The organism is Micropruina sp., assembly GCF_047607385.1.
Lineage (GTDB): Bacteria > Actinomycetota > Actinomycetes > Propionibacteriales > Propionibacteriaceae > Micropruina.
The window spans coordinates 1-17076 of the sequence record NZ_JASGDE010000016.1 but is presented as its reverse complement, the minus strand read 5'-3'; the positions used below and the strand labels follow the sequence as shown (position 1 = coordinate 17076).

The 17076-nt window shown below is 65.8% G+C and carries 14 protein-coding genes and 1 pseudogene; 1 reads left to right on the top strand and 14 read right to left on the bottom strand.

The window, feature by feature from the left end; translation table 11 throughout:
* Nucleotides 1-110: 110 nt before the first annotated feature.
* From QM582_RS01120 to hisI, 8 genes are all read right to left on the bottom strand, one after another.
* The gene (locus QM582_RS01120; RefSeq protein ID WP_415080982.1) at nucleotides 111-1859 is read right to left on the bottom strand and encodes an IPT/TIG domain-containing protein; all 1749 of its coding nucleotides are present in this window, start codon (nucleotides 1857-1859) and stop codon (nucleotides 111-113) included.
* Nucleotides 1860-2322: 463 nt separating this feature from the next.
* Nucleotides 2323-4371: an IPT/TIG domain-containing protein gene (locus QM582_RS01115; RefSeq protein WP_415080980.1), complete on the bottom strand. Its 2049-nt coding sequence runs from the start codon at nucleotides 4369-4371 to the stop codon at nucleotides 2323-2325.
* A gap of 173 nt (nucleotides 4372-4544) precedes the next feature.
* Nucleotides 4545-7067, bottom strand: a complete 2523-nt coding sequence (locus QM582_RS01110; RefSeq protein ID WP_415080978.1) for an IPT/TIG domain-containing protein — start codon at nucleotides 7065-7067, stop codon at nucleotides 4545-4547.
* 311 nt (nucleotides 7068-7378) lie between these two features.
* Nucleotides 7379-8161, bottom strand: a complete 783-nt coding sequence (gene trpC / locus QM582_RS01105) for an indole-3-glycerol phosphate synthase TrpC (protein WP_415080976.1) — start codon at nucleotides 8159-8161, stop codon at nucleotides 7379-7381.
* A 2-nt stretch (nucleotides 8162-8163) separates the two neighbouring features.
* A complete protein-coding gene (locus QM582_RS01100; protein ID WP_415080974.1) occupies nucleotides 8164-8370 on the bottom strand; it encodes an HGxxPAAW family protein in 207 nt (68 codons plus the stop codon).
* 33 nt (nucleotides 8371-8403) lie between these two features.
* Nucleotides 8404-8925: a hypothetical protein gene (locus QM582_RS01095; protein ID WP_415080972.1), complete on the bottom strand. Its 522-nt coding sequence runs from the start codon at nucleotides 8923-8925 to the stop codon at nucleotides 8404-8406.
* 1 nt (nucleotide 8926) lies between these two features.
* Nucleotides 8927-10438, bottom strand: coding sequence for an anthranilate synthase component I (locus QM582_RS01090; RefSeq protein ID WP_415080970.1), 1512 nt, complete (start codon nucleotides 10436-10438; stop codon nucleotides 8927-8929).
* On the bottom strand, nucleotides 10435-10800 hold the full coding sequence (gene hisI / locus QM582_RS01085) for a phosphoribosyl-AMP cyclohydrolase (RefSeq protein WP_415080969.1): 366 nt from the start codon (nucleotides 10798-10800) through the stop codon (nucleotides 10435-10437). Before hisI ends, QM582_RS01090 begins: the two co-directional genes overlap by 4 nt.
* A 31-nt stretch (nucleotides 10801-10831) precedes the next feature.
* On the opposite strand from hisI, the gene QM582_RS01080 reads away from it, so the two are divergent.
* Nucleotides 10832-11470, top strand: a complete 639-nt coding sequence (locus tag QM582_RS01080; RefSeq protein ID WP_415080968.1) for a TIGR03085 family metal-binding protein — start codon at nucleotides 10832-10834, stop codon at nucleotides 11468-11470.
* 94 nt (nucleotides 11471-11564) lie between these two features.
* Here the strand turns inward: QM582_RS01080 and QM582_RS01075 are convergent, their stop codons facing one another.
* The 6 genes and pseudogenes from QM582_RS01075 to QM582_RS01050 all read right to left on the bottom strand — a co-directional run.
* Nucleotides 11565-11864: a hypothetical protein gene (locus QM582_RS01075; protein WP_415080966.1), complete on the bottom strand. Its 300-nt coding sequence runs from the start codon at nucleotides 11862-11864 to the stop codon at nucleotides 11565-11567.
* Complete coding sequence (locus tag QM582_RS01070) at nucleotides 11861-12235, bottom strand: hypothetical protein (RefSeq protein WP_415080964.1); 375 nt, start codon at nucleotides 12233-12235, stop codon at nucleotides 11861-11863. Before QM582_RS01070 ends, QM582_RS01075 begins: the two co-directional genes overlap by 4 nt.
* Before the next feature lie 509 nt (nucleotides 12236-12744).
* Complete coding sequence (locus QM582_RS01065; RefSeq protein WP_415080962.1) at nucleotides 12745-13050, bottom strand: hypothetical protein; 306 nt, start codon at nucleotides 13048-13050, stop codon at nucleotides 12745-12747.
* A gap of 387 nt (nucleotides 13051-13437) precedes the next feature.
* The gene (locus QM582_RS01060) at nucleotides 13438-14526 is read right to left on the bottom strand and encodes a hypothetical protein (protein ID WP_415080960.1); all 1089 of its coding nucleotides are present in this window, start codon (nucleotides 14524-14526) and stop codon (nucleotides 13438-13440) included.
* Between the two features lie 734 nt (nucleotides 14527-15260).
* Nucleotides 15261-15551 carry a hypothetical protein gene (locus QM582_RS01055; protein WP_415080959.1) on the bottom strand — a complete coding sequence of 97 codons (291 nt, stop codon included), beginning with the start codon at nucleotides 15549-15551 and terminating at the stop codon, nucleotides 15261-15263.
* 1332 nt (nucleotides 15552-16883) lie between these two features.
* A pseudogene (locus tag QM582_RS01050) lies at nucleotides 16884-17076 on the bottom strand (IS256 family transposase); the annotation flags it as partial.

Genomic DNA, 17076 nt, shown 5'->3' with positions numbered 1-17076 from the left:
GTCCCGGCCTCTCGACCGGCGACGGACATCGAGGGGCCGGGTCCTTCGAGCGCTTGCTGCGCGCGTCCGGACGACCCGACCCCTCGATCAGCTGAACTCCCGCGGGACGATCAGCCGGGCAGGTAGCTGAAGCCGGCCGTCTTGGTGACCGTGCCCCGCATGGCGGGAATCACCACGTCGACCGCGCCGGCCGCGTGCGGTGGCGTGACGAAGACGAGCCGGGTGTCGGAGGACTCGGACGGCTGCACGCTGACCCCGCCCACCGTGATCGACCCCAGGCCGGTGTAGAGCGGGCCGATCTTCACGGTCAGGTGGGTGCCGGTGATGGTCACCGTGGTGCCCCCGGCGACAGGCCCGGACGCCGGGCTGATGCTGGTGATCGTGGGTGCGGCGGCGTGGGTGTCCGACCCGGCGTAGCGGATGACGAGATGGCGTGCTTGGAGCGTCCCGGTGTAGCGGACGACGAGGCCGTCCCAGTCTCCCTTGGCGGGCTTGACCGCGTGGCCGTTGCCGTCGGTGTCGCCGCCGACGGTGTCGTCGTGAATGCTGGTGAAGACCACCGGGCGGGCAGCCGTGCCCTTGACCACCAGGGTGCCGTCGCCCGACACCCCGGCGTAGCCGGACGGAGCGGGCGGCGGGCCGCTATAGCCGAGATCGGTGGTCCGCTGGAACTTGACGACGGCGCCTGCCGGCACGGTCAACGTGACGCCCTTGGCGATGGTGAGCCCGTCGGAATCGAAGGATGCCCCGAACTCGCGCGTGGGCGTCCCGACGACGTAGGTCATGCCGGTCGGCATGGTCCAGTTCTCGACGAGCGTGCCGTAGATGCGGAAGGCGTTGACCTTGTTGTGGTGACCGATGTTCCCGGCGAACAGCGAGGGACGCAGCAGTGAGCCGGTGATCGAGAAGGCCGGTTCCGAACTGGTCGAGCCGACCACCTTGTTGTCGCTCACCTGGATCTGGGCCAGAGTCGCGGCCTCATCCTGCGAAGCGACGCTGATGGTGCCCGAGCGGCGCAGCGTGTTACCGCTGATCAGCACCGGGTCGTAGGGGAAGTTGTCGGTACGGACGGTGGCGTTGATGCTGCCGCTTCGGAACAGCGTCGAGTTCGTCACCCGCAACGTTGAGGTGTTCCCTGCAGACCATTGGTCGCCGTGGCCGCCGACGATGTTCCCGCCGTAGCGCATCTGGAGTCCGCTCACCTGAATGGTGCTGCTGTCCTGGTAGTTGCCGGCAGAGTTGGCCCAACTGATGTCGCCCCAGCTGTGTGCGGTCGGCTTGGTCTGCGCGCCGTCCTTGTTGGTGTCACCACCGACACTGTCGTCACGAATGCTGGTGAAGACCACCGGGTTCTGCGCGGTGCCCTCGACCACCAAGCGCCCGGTGGACAATCCCAGCGAGGCACCGTCGTCGAATTTGACGATCGCGCCGGCGGGCACGGTCAGCGTGACCGGGTAGGCACTGGTCGCCGTGGAGTGTCCGACGACGGCGAGCGAGCCGCTGACGTGATAGACGATGCCGCAGCCGGCCTTCCAGGTGGTGTCGGCGGTGATGGCGCCGCTGACGTCGATCACGGTGCTGGCACAGCCCGGTGCGTAGGTGTAGCGGGTGGATGCCGTCGGCTTGCTGGTGCCGTGGCGACCGGTGACCCGTACGTCGACCACACCGTCCCTCCCCTTGGGCGCGGTGACGGTCAGCGTGGTGCGCGAATGCACCCGCAGATGTGTGCCCGGAACGCCGCCGAAGGTGACCTTCGTGAGGTGGCTGAAACCACTGCCGGTGACGGTGACCTTGGTGCCACCCGCGGTCGGCCCGGACGCCGGGGAGAGCTGGGTGACGGTGGGAGCGGAGGCCCGCATCGGGAGCTGTGCGACGCCGGCATTCGCTGCCTGCGGCGGGCTCGCGGACTGGGTTGCCGCCGGTGGCGAGGCGGATGGGGTCGGGGCGGCCGATGCCACGGGTGCGGCGGCAAATGATGTCGACGACATCAGCAGCGCCGCGACACCCCAGGCGCAGATAGATGATGTGGATGCTCGCACTTGAGTCCTCCTGACAGATGGTCAGGCCTCGGGAACTCCGGGGTCGAGATGTCCGCACACGAGCGGGCCTCTTCCACAACATAGTCGCGCTACGCCGATAACCAACACGATGGGGCCATGCTTTCTCGTCACACTCGCGCCAGGCAGTACGTTGCCGGACGGCGCCAGCTTGCGGAACGCGGCCGCCAGGTGCTGGCCGGTGGCCGCGGGAAGGGACAACGCGGGCGGATATCAGCCAGGGCCCGCAGACCCGACCCCCGGAGTCTGGGGATATCCCCCAAAGTCAATCGGCCAAGTAGCGTAAGTCCAGGAATGACGCGTTGACCGTCCCGGTGTCCCGGATCGCGAGGCCGTCCCAGTCGCCGGCAGTGGGCTGGGTGGCGTTGCCGTTGCCGTTGGTGTCTCCGCCGGCGGTGTCGTCGTGAATGCTGGTGAAGATGACCGGGTTGGCTGCGGTGCCGTTCACGATCAGGCTTCCTTCTCCTGCTATGCCGACGAAGGCCAGCGGTTGCTGAGTGATTCGCTGGAATTTGAGGACGGCGCCGGCCGGCACCGTGAGGGTGACGCCCTTCGCGATATGAAGTCCGTCCGAATCCCAGGGTGCCCCGATAGCACGGAAGGATGTCCCCACTATGTAGGGCAGCCCGGTGGTCGGAAGAGTCCAGTTCTCGACCAGCGTCCCGTACAGGCGGAAAGCATTGACCTTGTTGTTGCTGCCGGTATTGCCCGTGAAGTCGGACGGACGAAGCTGGGCGGCGGTGATCGAAATTGCCGGTTGCGCACTGATCGATCCGACCACGGAGTTGTCACTCACCCGGATCGGGGTCGAATCGTCCGCCGGGGCTTCGGAGTAGACGTCGATGGTCCCGGACGACGTGAGCGTGTTGCCGGCGATGACGATGGGGTCATACGCAATGAACGGGAAAACGGGGCGCACGATGATGCTTCCGCTGTCGGTCAGCGTGGAGCTGGTCACCCGCACGGTGGACGGGCTGATTCCCAGCATGCTGCCACCGTACGATCCGGTGATGTCGCCGCCGTATCGCATGGCGAGGCCATTCGCTCGGATGGCCCCACCGTCGGGTGCGCCGATTATGCCGCCCCAGCTGCGCGCTTTCGGCTTGGTCTGGGCGCCGTTGCCATTGGTGTCGCCGCCGACGGTGTCGTCGTGGATGCTGGTGAAGACGGCCGGCTTCGTCAGGGTGCCCTCCACGACCAGCTCTCCCGACGACACCTGGAGTGAGGCGGAGTCGTCGAATTTGACGATCGCACCCGCCGGCACCGTCAGTTTCGCCGGCTTGATCTGCCGCGGCCCGACCTCGGTTCCCTCCACCCACAGCGTGCCGGTGACGTGGTAGACGGTTCCGCAATCCGCCTTCCAGGTCGTGTCTTCGGTGATGGAGCCACTGACCTCGATCACCCGGCGAGGGCAGGAGGACGTGTAGGTGTACCGGGCTGCGGAACTCTTCGCACTGGTGCCGTATCGGCCGCTGACCAGGACGTCCACGGTGCCCGGGGTGCCCGCGGGCGCCGTGACGGTCAGCTTGCTGGCGGAGGTCACCTTCAGCTTGCTGCCGGGAACACTCCCGAATCGGACCTGGGTGACCCCGGTGAAGCCGGAACCGGTGATGGTGACTTTGGTGCCGCCGATCTCGGGACCGGTCGTGGGTCGGACGGTGGAGATGGCCGGCGGAGCGACGAAGCGGAAGCGGCCTTTCGGTGTCTTGGCCGACGTGCCGTGCTCGGTCACCACCCGGACATCGACGATGCCCGCCGAACGGGCCGGCGCGGAGACCGTCAGCTTGCTCTCGGAGATGACCCGAATGTCAGTACCGGGTGATTTCGCGAAGAGGATCTTGTCGACGTCGACAAAATTCTTGCCGGTGATCGTCACTGTGGTCTTGCCGCCGGTGCCGCCGGAGGTGGGCGACAGCTTGGTCACTTTCGGTGCGGAGACATAGCGGTACGCGGTCCGGGCCGATGCGGGTGACGTGGCCCCGGTCTTGGTGGCGACGCGGATCGGGACGGTTCCCGATCCGGCGGGAGCGATGACGGTCAGCTTGGTGTCGGAGATGATCTTCATGCCTTGTCCGGTCCTGCCACCGAACAGCACCTTCTTCGCGCCGGCCAAGCCGGTACCCGTCAGGGTCACCATCGTTTTCCCGCCGGCCGGGCCCCGCGCCGGCGAGATGTTGGACACTGTCGGCTGAGCGGCCGGAGCCAGGGCTGGCGTGAGCGGCGACGCCCCTAACCAGAGCGCTTCGGCTCGTGCCGTCGGCGCACTCGGCAGCGATGCGAATGAGACAATGAGGGCCGTCAGGCCGTAGACCAAGAAGTGCACTTTTGTCGATCGCATCTGCTTCTCCCCTGGCAGTCCAAGACCCGGCGAAGACGTCGCGAGCCTGGGAACCCAATGCAACGGTCCCGACGACAATCTAACCCGAGAACCCCGCACTCCCCCGGCAGCCCCGGCGCGGGGTGTCTGCCGCGGGAGTGCGGAGAAACTCAGTCGGCCAGGTAAGTGAATCCGTTCTTCTTGGTGACGGTGCCGCGCAGTGTCGTGATCGCCACGTCCACGACACCGGCCGGGTGACTCCGGGAGACCACGACGAGTTCGGTGTCGGAGCCTCGGAGGAAGGCGGCGTCCTCGCGGCAGATCGCGTCCGTGCCCAGAATCACGCAGCGCGCACCGCTCAGGTTCGTGCCGGTGATGGTCACGGTGGTGCCGCCCGCCGCGGGCCCCGACGCCGGGCTGATGCCGGCGATCGTGGGCGCCGCGTCGGCGTCCGGCCCGGTGTAGCGCAACTCCAGGAACGACGCGTTCAGCGCCCCGGTGTCACGAATGACGAGGCCGTCCCAGTCGCCGGCGGCCGGTTGGGTGGCGTTGCCGTTGCCGTTGGTGTCTCCGCCGGCGGTGTCGTCGTGAATGCTGGTGAAGACCACCGGCTTGGCTGCGGTGCCGTTCACGATCAGGGTTCCGTCGCCCGATATTCCGCTGTACAGCGGCGGTTGGCCGGGAGTTCGCTCGAATTTGAGGACGGCGCCGGCCGGCACGGTGAGGGTGACGCCCTTGGCGATGGAGAGGCCGTCGCTGTCCCACGGAGCCCCCACCGTGCGGGACGGTGTTCCCACGATGTACGGGAGCCCCGTGGTGGGCAGGGTCCAGTTCTCGATCAGGGTTCCGTAGATGCGGATGGCGTTCACCCGACCGCCTCGGGCGGTGTTGCCGGTCAGGTTGGAGGGCTGCAGTCGAGGATCGTTGATCGAATAGGCCGGTCCGGTGCTGGTGGAGTCGATGACCGTGTTGTCCCTGACCTGCACTGGGCTCGCGTCGTCGCTCACATTGCGCGACGTGGCGCTGATCGTTCCGGACGAGGTGAGGGTATTGCCGGTGATGATGATCGGCTGGCTGCTTCCGAACGCGACGTCGCGTCCGGCGCTGATCCCTCCGCGGACGTTGGTGAGGGTCGAATTGGTCACCGCGACGGAGCCGGCATTCCAGGAATCGATCCCGCTGCCGTAGCGCAGGTCGAGCGCGTTCGCCCGGACGGAAGCGAACCAGTTGGCCGCGTCGATCCCTCCCCAGTCGCCCGCCGTGGGCTTGGTGGCGTTGCCGTTGCCGTTGGTGTCTCCGCCGGCGGTGTCGTCGTGAATGCTGGTGAAGACGACCGGCTTGGCGGCGGTGCCTTCGACGATCAGCGAGCCCCAGGATACCGACAGTGCGGCGGCGTCGGCGAACTTCACGATGGCGCCGGCCGGAATCCGCAGACTCCCGTCGGGCGCGGTGATAGTCACGGTGCCGTTGACGTGGTAGACGGTCCCGCAATCGGATTTCCAGGTCACTGCGCTGGTGATGTCGCCGCTGACCTCGATCACCGTGGGCGTGCAGACCGTCGTGTAGCTGAAGGCCTTGGCCTTGGTGACGCTGCCGCCGGGGGTGGTGAGAGTGACGTCGACGGCGCCGGCGGCATGGGCCGGAGTCACTGCGGTCACGGTCGTCGGCGAGACGACCTTCACCGCGGTGGCGGGTGCGCCGCCCACCGAGACCTTCGACGCGCCGGCCAGGTTGGTTCCGGTGATGGTGAGCGTCGTTCCGCCTGTGGTCGGCCCGGTGGCGGGCGTCACGCCGGTGATCGTGGGCGCGGGTACCGCGGCCGGCTTGTAGGTGTAGCTCAAGGGGCTGGTGTTGTGTCCGTACGGGGTGAAGACCAGGACGCGGACCGTCGTACCGGGCTTGCCCGGCGGAACGGTCACCGTCAGCGTGTTGTCGTCGAGGGATTTCAGGTTGCTGCCGGCCTTGTCGCCGAAGATCACCGTCTGGGGCCGGACGAGGGCCGAGCCATGCACGGTGACGGTGTTCCCGCCGGTCGCAGGTCCGCTGCTGGGGGTGAGCCAGTGCAGCCAGGGGGCTGGAACAGCGTGGAAACGGGTGTAGGTGCCGGGCTTGGATGTGCCATGGGCGGTGACCACCTGCACATCGACGGCGTCTGATTTGTAGAACGCCGGCGACGTCACCGTGATGCGGCTTTCCGACGTCACGCGAATATCAGTGGCGCGTGAATTCCCGAACATGACTTTGGTGACATCGACGAAGCCGGTGCCGGAGATCTCCACCTCGACCTTCTTGCCGAGACGAGCAGCGTCGGGATATACCCGGATGACTCGCGGAGGCTCCACGTAGCGATACTTGGCCTCGGCGGACGGCGCAGACGTGCCGGCCGCGGTGACCACCCGGACATTGACCGTGGCATAGCCCGGCGGGGCTGTCACCGTCAGGCGAGTGTCCGAGGACACCGTGAGCTTGGAACCCGGCTTGCCGGCGAACAGCACAGCCGTGGCACCGGTGAAACCCGTCCCGGTCAGGGTGACGACGGTACCGCCGGCCAGCGGGCCGCGCGCCGGTGCGACCCCTTTCACCACCGCCGGCGCCGCCGACCCGGCCTGGGTTGCGGGAGGCGATCCCGGGTCTGGCTCCGCCCAGGCAGCAGGGGTGCCCGGCAGGGAGGCCAACGCCATCACCACCGCCACGAGGCTGCTCGTCCAGATACGTGCTTTTCTCGACCGCATGGCAATTCTCCCCGTCGGCAACCCGGGGCTCCCTTGGGAAGGCTCCGGGAGCCGAGACACCCCACCCCGATGTGGGGGTCTTAGCCGTAAGTTAGCGGAGCTAAACCTACAATTTCCATAGTTTATGGGGATTCTTGGGAACGTTTGATCACCGCGGGCCGGTGAAGCCGTCCGATCGGCGTACGGGCGACACGAAGGCCCCGGCTGTTCTCAACCTATTCTCAGTCGGATTCGGTGTCGCCGGGGTTCGCGCCCGTCCTGGGGTGGGTGCGTCAGGAACCGGCCGCGATGAAGTCGGCCACCGCGCTGCGCGGGTCGCCGTGCTTGACCAGCGCCTCGCCGACCAGGATCACGTCGGCCCCGGCATCGGCGACCCGGCGGACGTCGGCGACCGACAGGATGCCCGACTCGGCCACCTTCACCACGTCGTCCGGGATCAGCCCGACCAGCCGCTCGAACTGGGCCAGGTCGACCTCCAGCGTCTGCAGGTTGCGGTTGTTCACCCCGATCAGGGACGCCCCGGCGGCGATCGCGCGCTGGGTCTCCTCGACCGTGTGCACCTCGACCAGCGCGGTCAGCCCCAGCGTCGCCGCCGTCCCCATCAGGGACGCCAGCTCGTCGTCGCCGAGGGCCGCGACGATCAGCAGGGCCAGGTCGGCGCCGGCCGCCCGGGCTTCCCAGAGCTGGTAGTCGGTGACGATGAAGTCCTTGCGCAGCACCGGCGCGTCGACGGCGGCCCGGACGGCGACCAGGTCGTCCAGGGTGCCGTTGAACCGGCGCTTCTCGGTCAGCACCGAGATCGCGGACGCACCACCGGCGGCGTATTGCGCGGCCAACGCGGCCGGGTCGGGAATGTCGGCGAGCGCGCCCTTGCTGGGGCTGGAGCGCTTCACCTCGGCGATCACCGCCAACTGATCGGCCCGGAAGGCCGGCATCGGATCACGGGTGGGTCCCATGGTCGCCACCGCCGCGGCCAACTCGTCCAGGCTGCGCCGGGCGCACCGATCAGCGAGATCCTCGCGGACGCCGGCGACGATCTCGTCCAGCACTCCCATCGTCAGGCCTGGCCCAGGCCCATCTTGCGCATCACGCCGCCCGCGACCGCACCGCCGAGGATGATCGCGATGGAGATCCAGAACAGCACCCAGTTGGGGCCCATCAGGAACGCGACGGTGCCGAGGATGAAGCCGATGCCGGCGACGATGCTGCCGGTCCACGCCGCGGGCGTACGGCCGTGGTGATAGTGCTTGCCGTTGGTGGCCATGGTGCGCTCCTGCCGTGGTCGCTGAACTCGGGCCTATTCTGTCGGCTTCGACGACGCTGCGCCACCCACACCACGCTCCGGTTCCACGGTCGGGTCCTGTCCGGCGTCCAGTGCCTTCCAGGCGTCCATCGCCGGATCCGGAGTCCGGGCCGGACGCGTGGTGGGCGGCCCGGCAAGCAGGGTCAGGACGGCCCCGGCCCCGGCCAGCACCACGCCGGCCAGGTACACCCAGCGCCAGGCGGTGGCGACCAGGGTGAGCGCGTCCCCCAGGGTGCTGCCGGGCAGGGCCGGCGCGGTCGCGCCGAGGGCCACCGGAATGCCGCCGAGGGCCAGCACCGCGACCAGGCCGAGCACGATCCGGCGCGCCACCGGAGGCAGCCAGCGGCTCAGGAAGGCGCCGGCGACCGCCGCCAGCACCAGGGCCAGAGCCGCGCCGGAGGTGGCCTGGGTGCCGCTCACCGCGGTCCGCTCCCCCGCCGACCACCAGGGCTGGGTGGCGCCCAGCAGCGCGACCGCGCAGCCGCCCCACAGCAACGGGTTAGCCAGTCGACGCACGTCAGCTCCGGTCGAGGCGCCGCAGCCGGTGCGCCTCCTCGATGGCACGGATCACCGCGGCCGCCTTGTTGCGCACCTCGAGCTCCTCGTTCTCCGGGACGGAGTCGGCGACGATGCCCGCCCCGGCCTGGACGTGGGCCACGCCGCCGGCCAGCACCGCGGTGCGGATGGCGATCGCCACGTCGGAGTTGCCGGCGAAGTCGAAGTAGCCCACCCCGCCGCCGTACAGGCCGCGCCGGGACACTTCCAGCTCGTCGATGATCTCCATCGCCCGCACCTTGGGGGCGCCGGACAGGGTGCCGGCCGGGAAGCAGGACAGGGTGACGTCCAGCGCGCTGCGTCCGGGCGCCAGCTCGCCGACCACCGCCGCCTCCAGATGCATGATGTGGCTGTAACGGCGCACCTTCATGAACTCGACCACCTCGACGGTGCCCGGCGCACACACCCGGCCCAGGTCGTTGCGGCCCAGGTCGACCAGCATCAGGTGCTCGGCGCGTTCCTTCGGGTCGGCCAGCAGTTCGGCCTCCATGGCGGCGTCCTCGGCGGCCGAGCCGCCGCGCGGCCGGGAGCCGGCGATCGGATGGGTCTCGGCGCGTCCGTTGCTGACCGTGACCAGCGCCTCCGGGCTGGAGCCCACCACGGCCAGGCCGGGCAGCCGCAGCAGGTACAGGTAGGGGCTGGGGTTGGTCCGGCGCAGGATGCGGTAGACGTCCAGCGGGTCGGCGTCGGTGGCCAGATCGAAACGCTGGCTGGGCACGATCTGGAAGGCCTCGCCGGCCTTGATCTCCTCGACCGCGGCCAGCACCGCTGCGGCGTACTCCTCGGGGGTGCGCTGCCGAATCACCTCCGGCGGCGCGGACTGCGGATCGGTGACGGCGACGGCCGGCGCCATCGGTGCGGTGAGTTGCTCGGCCATCGCCTGCACCCGGTCCCGGGCGTCCGCCCAGGCCGCGTCGGCGCGCTCGTCGGAGCCGTCGTAGTTGAACGCGTTGGCCAGCAGCCAGACCTCGCCGGTGTGGTGGTCGAGGATGGCCATGTCGCTGACCATCATCATCACCAGCTCGGGCAGCTGCAGGTCGTCGGGGTTGCCGTCCGGCAGTACCTCGAGCCGGCGGACGACGTCGTAGGCCAGGTACCCGACCATGCCGGAGGTCAGCGGCGGCAGGTTCTCGTCGGCCGGGGTGTGCAGGATCTGCAGCGTCTCGGCCAGCACCTGCAGCGGGTCGCCGCCGGTGGGCAGGCCGGCCAGTGGGCGTCCACTCCAATGCGCCTGGCCGTCCACCTCGGTCAGGGTCGCCACCGCGTGGACGCCGACGAACGACCAGCGCGACCACATGCCGTTGTCGGCCGACTCCAGCAGGAAGGTGTGATCGCGGTCGCCGCACAGCCGGTGGTAGAGCCCGACCGCGGTCAGGTCGTCGGCGAGCAGCCGGGTGTACACCGAGACCACGCGGCGTTCGCGGGCCAGGTCGAGGAACTCCTCCAGCTCGGGGGTGACGGGCAGGCTGGTCATCGGCCCTCCTCGGTCCGTGGGGTGTCGGTCAACAGGGTGCGGTCGGTGAAGCAGGTGGCGGTGCCGGTGTGGCAGGCCGGGCCGGTCTGGTCGACCAGCACCAGCAGGGTGTCGCCGTCGCAGTCCAGCCGCACCTCGCGGACGTGCTGGGTGTTGCCGGAAGTCTCGCCCTTCACCCAGTACTGCTGCCGGCTGCGCGACCAGTAGGTGCCGCGCCGGGTGGTCAGGGTGCGGGCCAGCGCCTCGTCGTCCATCCAGGCCAGCATCAGCACCTCGCGGGAGGTGGCGTCCTGGACGACGGCGGGCACCAGCTGGTCGGGGTTGCGCTTGAGCAGCGCGGCCACGGCGGGGTCGAGACTCACCCGGTCATTGTGGCACCACTACGCTGAACCAATGCCGCGTAGCCAGACCCGACGAGCCCAGGCCGAACGTGCCAACACCTGCGATGCCCTGCTGGCGGTGGAGCCCACCGCGACCACCTTGTGCGAGGGCTGGACGGCCCACGACCTAGCCGCCCACCTGTGGATCCGGGAGAACGAACTGGTCAACTCGGTGGGTTCGATGATCCCGCCGCTGGCCGGACGGACCGCCGCCCGGATGGCCGAGTTGAAGCAGCAGCTCACCTATCCGGAACTGGTCGGGCTGATCCGGCAGGGCCCGCCGCGCCGGTCGCTGTTCGCGCTGAGCGCGGTCGACGAGGCGGCCAACGGCGCGGAGTACCTGATCCACGGGATGGACGTGCGGCGTCCGTCCGGTCTGCCGGAACCGGAGCGGGACGAGGCCTTCCACGACTGGGCCTGGTCGCAGCTGAAGCGGATGGTGCCCCTGATGCTGCGCCGCAGCCCGGTGGCGCTGGTGTTCGAGCGGGCGGGACGTCCCGATTCGGTGATCCGGGCGGCGTCCGGCAACCGGATCGTCACCGTGATCGGACGTCCCGACGAGCTGCTGCTCTACGCCTCCGGACGCCGCACCGCGGCCGACGTCCGGCTGATCGGGGTCGAGTCGGCTGTCGCCGCCGCGTTGGGACGCTGAACGACGCCAGGATCGCCGCGATCGGCAGCCATGGTGATTCCGGCGTACCGCGTCACATCCAACGAAGAGTCGCCTGATCGCCTGGCGCACCCACTTATCGCCGGCCCTCCGGGTTGTCTGCCCCCAGTGATTCCAAAACCTGACCGAGCCAGATGAGGTGGTAGTTGAGGGCGTCCTGCGGGTCCGCGGAGACCTTCCTGAGGTTCGACCAGCACTCAGACACCTGCCCGATGAACAACTCGGTGGGCTCGACGTAGACCTCACGACGTTCGGCTGCGTCGATCAACCAGAAATAGTCATGCTCGATGGGGACCACCGGGCCGGTGGTGCTCTCGAGGTGATCGAATAGGAGCCTCGCCACGCGTCGGAGCTCTGCTATCTCTACCTGGTTCATCCCGCTCCTCGTCCCTTGCGCCACGCGGCTTCGAGTACGCGCTGCTTCCGTCGAGCTCCCCACGCGAAGTAGGTCGCCGTCGAGAACAGCGTCACAGCACCGCGAGCGGTGACGATCTCCACGGCATAGCCGTCAAGCCAGGTGAACGGCATCCCCGTGACTCTGACCTCGGTAATAGACCGCCACGGCATCACACCGCTCCCAAATACCCACAAGCCACGAGCGGTTGCCACGGAGACACTCGGCAGGACGGCGGAGAATAGCGTTATGACAGCTCCAGCCAGCATCAGAACGGACATGAATATCGTGCCAACGTCGAACCCATCTGACAGAAACACTGCAATCGCGAGAACCCAGACCAGGAGGACCATGACCGCAACTGGCAACCAAATCGTCCCAACAATTCTCACTGCGGTCGCCTCCTAAGACCGTTACAGAACGCCCACCGCCCGCGGAAACTGCTCAGTAATCCATTGACATAGTGTACCAAACCGCCAGAGTTCCTCCGAGTATCAACCCGACTCGCGCCCCCCACGGCCTCAGCAGCATTCCAGGCTGATCTCGAATGTGTTGCTTCAGCAACGGCCATGCGAGCAGGGCGGGTCTGAACAAGGTGCACACCATCAGCGACGCCATGACGATCGCGGCAGCAACGGCCATGACTTCTGGCGATGTTCCCGTGATCTCCGCCCTGCTTATTCCTGCTGCCGTGGCGATCGGCCACGATATCCCTGCCGCGATCCCCAGTGCCGGATGCTCCCAGTCGGGATCACGCGCAGTCAAGATGACACATGGCACCAACGTGGCCCAAAAGAGTGCCCATTGCCAGGTCATCGCTCACCGTATCCGTCGACGATAGCACTTGTCCCTTGGCTGTGGCTCAGTCAGCATTGTGCTGTGCCCTCAGCTTCTCGAACTCAGCCGCGATGCGAAGAAGACGCTTGCGGTTGAAGCCAACCAACCCGGCGAACGCAACTCGTTCCACCGGGAACTCGGGAACCGTTCGCTTGATGAACGTGATGCCCAGGCTGGACATCGGGCCAAATGACACCTCGTCCACCAATATTCGGCGCACATCCGCCCACGCAAGGATTCTGCCGAAGGGAATCCGAACACCACGATTATCCCAGATCGTTGTTCGATTGCGACAATCGGATAGCCAAAGACCTGAGAATACAATTGTCATCGGTAAACTGAACCACGGAGAATTTGCTCCACATCCATCAGGCATGCAGTTTGAGAAATAGATGAACATCGCACAGATGGCGGTGATAGCCCATCCCCATCCGCCGTAGTGCCATCCCGACCCCTTGGCGTCTGAGATCCAACTCAACATCACGACCCCCCGCTCATCCCATGATCCGGACATAGAGCAGTATGCCTTGGTGATGACCCGACCCGACCCAGGTCCGTCCGCCCGACCCAGCGACGGCCCGGCCTGAACTCGCCAAGCGAGCCAGCCCCCACTGGAGCAGCGCACAGCTACTACCCTTCTCCGGTGCTACCACCAGGGCCGCGCCGAGAACCAGACGCTCGCCGCAATCGACAGCAGTGTTGCGTGCCCTGATCACGATCACGTCTCGATTGGTCGCATGGTGAAGCGTTTCCAACCACCTCCGGGCACGCGGATGCGCCCAGTGTTGGCGCTAGCGAGTTCCAGATCCTGCGACGGCGTCATCATCCTCCGTACTGCCTCGGCGCCGATCCCCGTCAGGTACCAGTCAGAGGCGGTGGCCTCCCCAGCAGAGGATCCGACGGCCCTAATTCGCCCTGCGTCGAGGTCTTCGACATACTCGGCTCGCACCCAAGTGAAGTCAGAGAGTCGTAGCGGTTCCGTCAGCCAGCGATAGTCATATTGACCGGATTCGGCTAGTTCTTCGAGGGCATTCACCAAGGTGGGGGCCTCTACCTCCTCCAACATTGCGATAGCATTCAGATATCCAGATACGATGAGATTGCCCCGTGTGCTGCCGTCGCTCAAGTGGAAGTTGGGCGGCACTTCGCAGGGAAACAGGCGTTGATGAACAGTTGGAGTGTCGGAGTGCTTCCCTGTCACTCGGGGTGCAAGCTCAAGCATCGGCCAAGGTGCGAGGATCCTGCCGTCCAAGGCGTCCTGCAGTAGATCTCCGATAGCACGTGCCCCCTTCGCGAAGGCGTCGAGCTCGACGGAGCGGGCCCACCGCGCCCGGGTTCCTCCGCATCGTGGCAGTGCCGAGAGGTAAACCAGTCCGACGGGAACTGGTTGGACGTTCAGGCATTCTACGGGCGGGAAGCCGGGTAGCCCGTGGGCGATCGCGGCGGCGATGGATCTGCGGAACAGTGAATCGGCCTGCTGCACATTCAGGTTGCTGGCGCACTGGTAAGGCATCGAGATGTCCAAGGATGCCATCCCCGCTGGGTTTATGCGTGCCGTCCACGGCTTCGGCATCGGATCGGTGAACTCGAAATACACACTCAACGACTGGACTCCGCTGGTCGATTGATAACGACGCAGAGTTCGGTCGGCGCGCATGTCATCGGCGATCGAGTTCAAGATGGCTTCGTTGAACTCCAGCCGTCTGAGCGCGTGGTCCAGGCCCACCTGGTCGGGCACAATGACCTGCTCTTCTTGGTCAAACCCATGAGGTGGTAGCGCAGGTGCCGTCCAGAAGTTGAAGTCCATCAGTTCCAGCTCCTAGCATCGCTTCCTATCTGCAAGATAAGAACCGCCCGGGCGAGCAGCGACCTCAATGCCGGATTGCATAAGCAGCGATGATCCTATACTCCCACGATGAGGCATCATTCGATCCTCACATCCGCCCAGGGAAGTAGATGTCCATAATTCGTTGCATTTGGGATCGGTCGTCGATCCACTCTACGTTCATACCCTTGAGAAGGTCGCTCAGTTCATCCTCATTGTCCAATGTGAAATCATACCCCGGGGGATCGGGTGGCGCGCACGAATCGCCAGAGAGCTCCACGAGGAAGCCCTTCTGTCGTCTCAGCCAGTCCCACAGGGGTGTAACCAGTACGTAGCATTCCTGCATCGTCGGACCATGGCTAACTCCGAGTCGGAACGCGAATTTTCTCCACGTAGCTCGGTGGTTGCCGTATTCGCACATGTATGCTCCTCTTGCCGTTGTCGAACAGGCCACTGACCTCGACACGTCATTGACCGAGGTGAGACGCCCCGCCCGGTCATAGCCGTAACTCAAACCCTAGGACGGGATCGCAACAGTCGGTGCGAAACCGACACCCACCGGGCTCGTCTTCTCGTTCACCACCCTGCCCACCACATTCGAGGTTGTCGTCCAACCAAACCAAGCCTGATCCGCGGTGCTGCCAACAGTCCCGTTCACGCTGACACCCGTCGACACACCAGTTACATCGACCTGGACACTCTCCCTTGGCTGTGGCTCAGTCAGCATTGTGCTGCGCCCTCAGCTTCTCGAACTCAGCCGCGATACGAAGCAGACGCTTGCGGTTGAAGCCAACCAACCCGGCGAACACAACTCGTTCCACCGGGAACTCCGGGACCGTTCGCTTGATGAACGTGATACCCAGGCTGGACATCGGGCCAAATGAGACCTCCTCCACCAAAATGCGCTTCACATCCGACCACGCCAACATCTTCCCAAACGGAATACGAACACCACGATCATCCCAAATCGTGATCCGACTACGGCAATCAGACAACCAAATTCCCACAGCTAAGAGTGTCATTGGTATGCTATACCATGGCGAATATGGCACTTCGTCATGCGGGGCAAAATTTGCTAAGAAGACAAAGAGGGCGCAGATAGCGGTTATAGCCCATCCCCATCCGCCGTAGTGCCATCCCGATCCCTTGGTGCCCGAAATCCAACTGAGCATCGCGATCTCCGGATCACCGCATGTTTCTGAAACGGTGATAGGTCGTAGCAAAGGTCCCGGCGCGCACGTAACCGTCCGTGATCCAGCGCCGGGCTCGCCCTTGCCTGCCGGATCGCCAGGCCAATCGTGGGCTTCGCCAATAGGACGGGCGAGAATAGCGCGAGCCTGTGAAGCTCCGATATGCCTGGGTGTAACGCGTCCTACCACGGAAGTTGTTACGCCAGCCGATCTTACCAGTCTTCGCGTATCGCAACGCACCTCCAAGACCACGCTATGCATGTCTAATAGTCCATTAGCATAGTATACCAAACCGCTAGAACTCCCCCGAGTATCAACCCAACTCGCGCTCCCCACAGCCTCAGCAGCATTCCAGGTTGGTCTCGAATGTCTTGTTTCAGCAACGGCCACGCGAGCAGGGCCGGCCTGAACAAGGTGCACACCATTAGTGACGTCATGACGATCGCTGCAGCAACTGCCATGACCTCTGGCGATGTTCCGGCGATCTCCGCCCTACTTATTCCTGCCACGGTGGCAATCGGCCACGATATCCCCCCCGCGATCCCCAGTGCCGGATGCTCCCAGTCAGGATCGCGGGCAGTCAAGATGACACACGGAACTAGTGTCGCCAGAAATAGTACCCACTGCCAACTCATATTCTTAACGCATTCGTCGACGATAGCTTGCATAGCTAGAGGCAGCATAGGTTACGCTATCCCCAAAAGCCGTAGTGGCACGTCTCGCGACTCGGTGATGCCAATGTAGCTTGGATCTCCGGAACGTGACCGCACGTCGAATCTGAATTCTCTTCCTGACGAAGTACGTACGGACTCTCCCGCGTACGGTAGCTCCTCGGCTGGCGACTCGGCGTGGAGCGCTGCCGCGGGAAACACTCTTTGCATACTGCCTAAACACAGCCCTCCCGGCAAGTTGTCCGACCTTTCCCGCAACCAAACCGATAGCGGTTGAGATCAACCTTGACCTGGCCGCGCGACGATTGCCAGCTGCGAGGTGCAGGCCAGCACTTGCGAAACCAGAAATGGCAGAGACTGCACCGCAGACAGGACAGAGGAAGCCGGGAATAACGCCAGCCACATCGCTCACTCGTCCCAGCGCGTTGGCCCACCAGGACTGGGTCTGTCAACTTAACGGTGTAACTGGGTTGTGTTGTCATGCTGTTCTCGGGCGGCTGAGGCGGCCGTCGAATCGGATGTCGAATGCGTTGAGTGCTTGTTTCCATCGTTGGGTCCATCGGGCTCTGCCTTTGCCGGTGGGGTCGAGGGCCATCACGGCGAGGTAGACGCACTTGAGCGCGGCCTGCTCGTTGGGGAAGTGCCCTCGGGCCCGGACGGCCTTGCGGATG

Coding starts and splice junctions, on each gene's coding strand:
- QM582_RS01120 (WP_415080982.1), bottom strand. CDS start 1,859: ATGCGGGCCTCCGCTCCCACCGTCACCCAGCTCTCCCCGGCGTCCGGG.
- trpC (WP_415080976.1), bottom strand. CDS start 8,161: ATGGGAGTGCTGGACGAGATCGTCGCCGGCGTCCGCGAGGATCTCGCT.
- QM582_RS01100 (WP_415080974.1), bottom strand. CDS start 8,370: ATGGCCACCAACGGCAAGCACTATCACCACGGCCGTACGCCCGCGGCG.
- QM582_RS01090 (WP_415080970.1), bottom strand. CDS start 10,438: ATGACCAGCCTGCCCGTCACCCCCGAGCTGGAGGAGTTCCTCGACCTG.
- QM582_RS01080 (WP_415080968.1), top strand. CDS start 10,832: ATGCCGCGTAGCCAGACCCGACGAGCCCAGGCCGAACGTGCCAACACC.
- QM582_RS01075 (WP_415080966.1), bottom strand. CDS start 11,864: ATGAACCAGGTAGAGATAGCAGAGCTCCGACGCGTGGCGAGGCTCCTA.
- QM582_RS01070 (WP_415080964.1), bottom strand. CDS start 12,235: ATGGTCCTCCTGGTCTGGGTTCTCGCGATTGCAGTGTTTCTGTCAGAT.
- QM582_RS01065 (WP_415080962.1), bottom strand. CDS start 13,050: ATGACAATTGTATTCTCAGGTCTTTGGCTATCCGATTGTCGCAATCGA.
- QM582_RS01060 (WP_415080960.1), bottom strand. CDS start 14,526: ATGGACTTCAACTTCTGGACGGCACCTGCGCTACCACCTCATGGGTTT.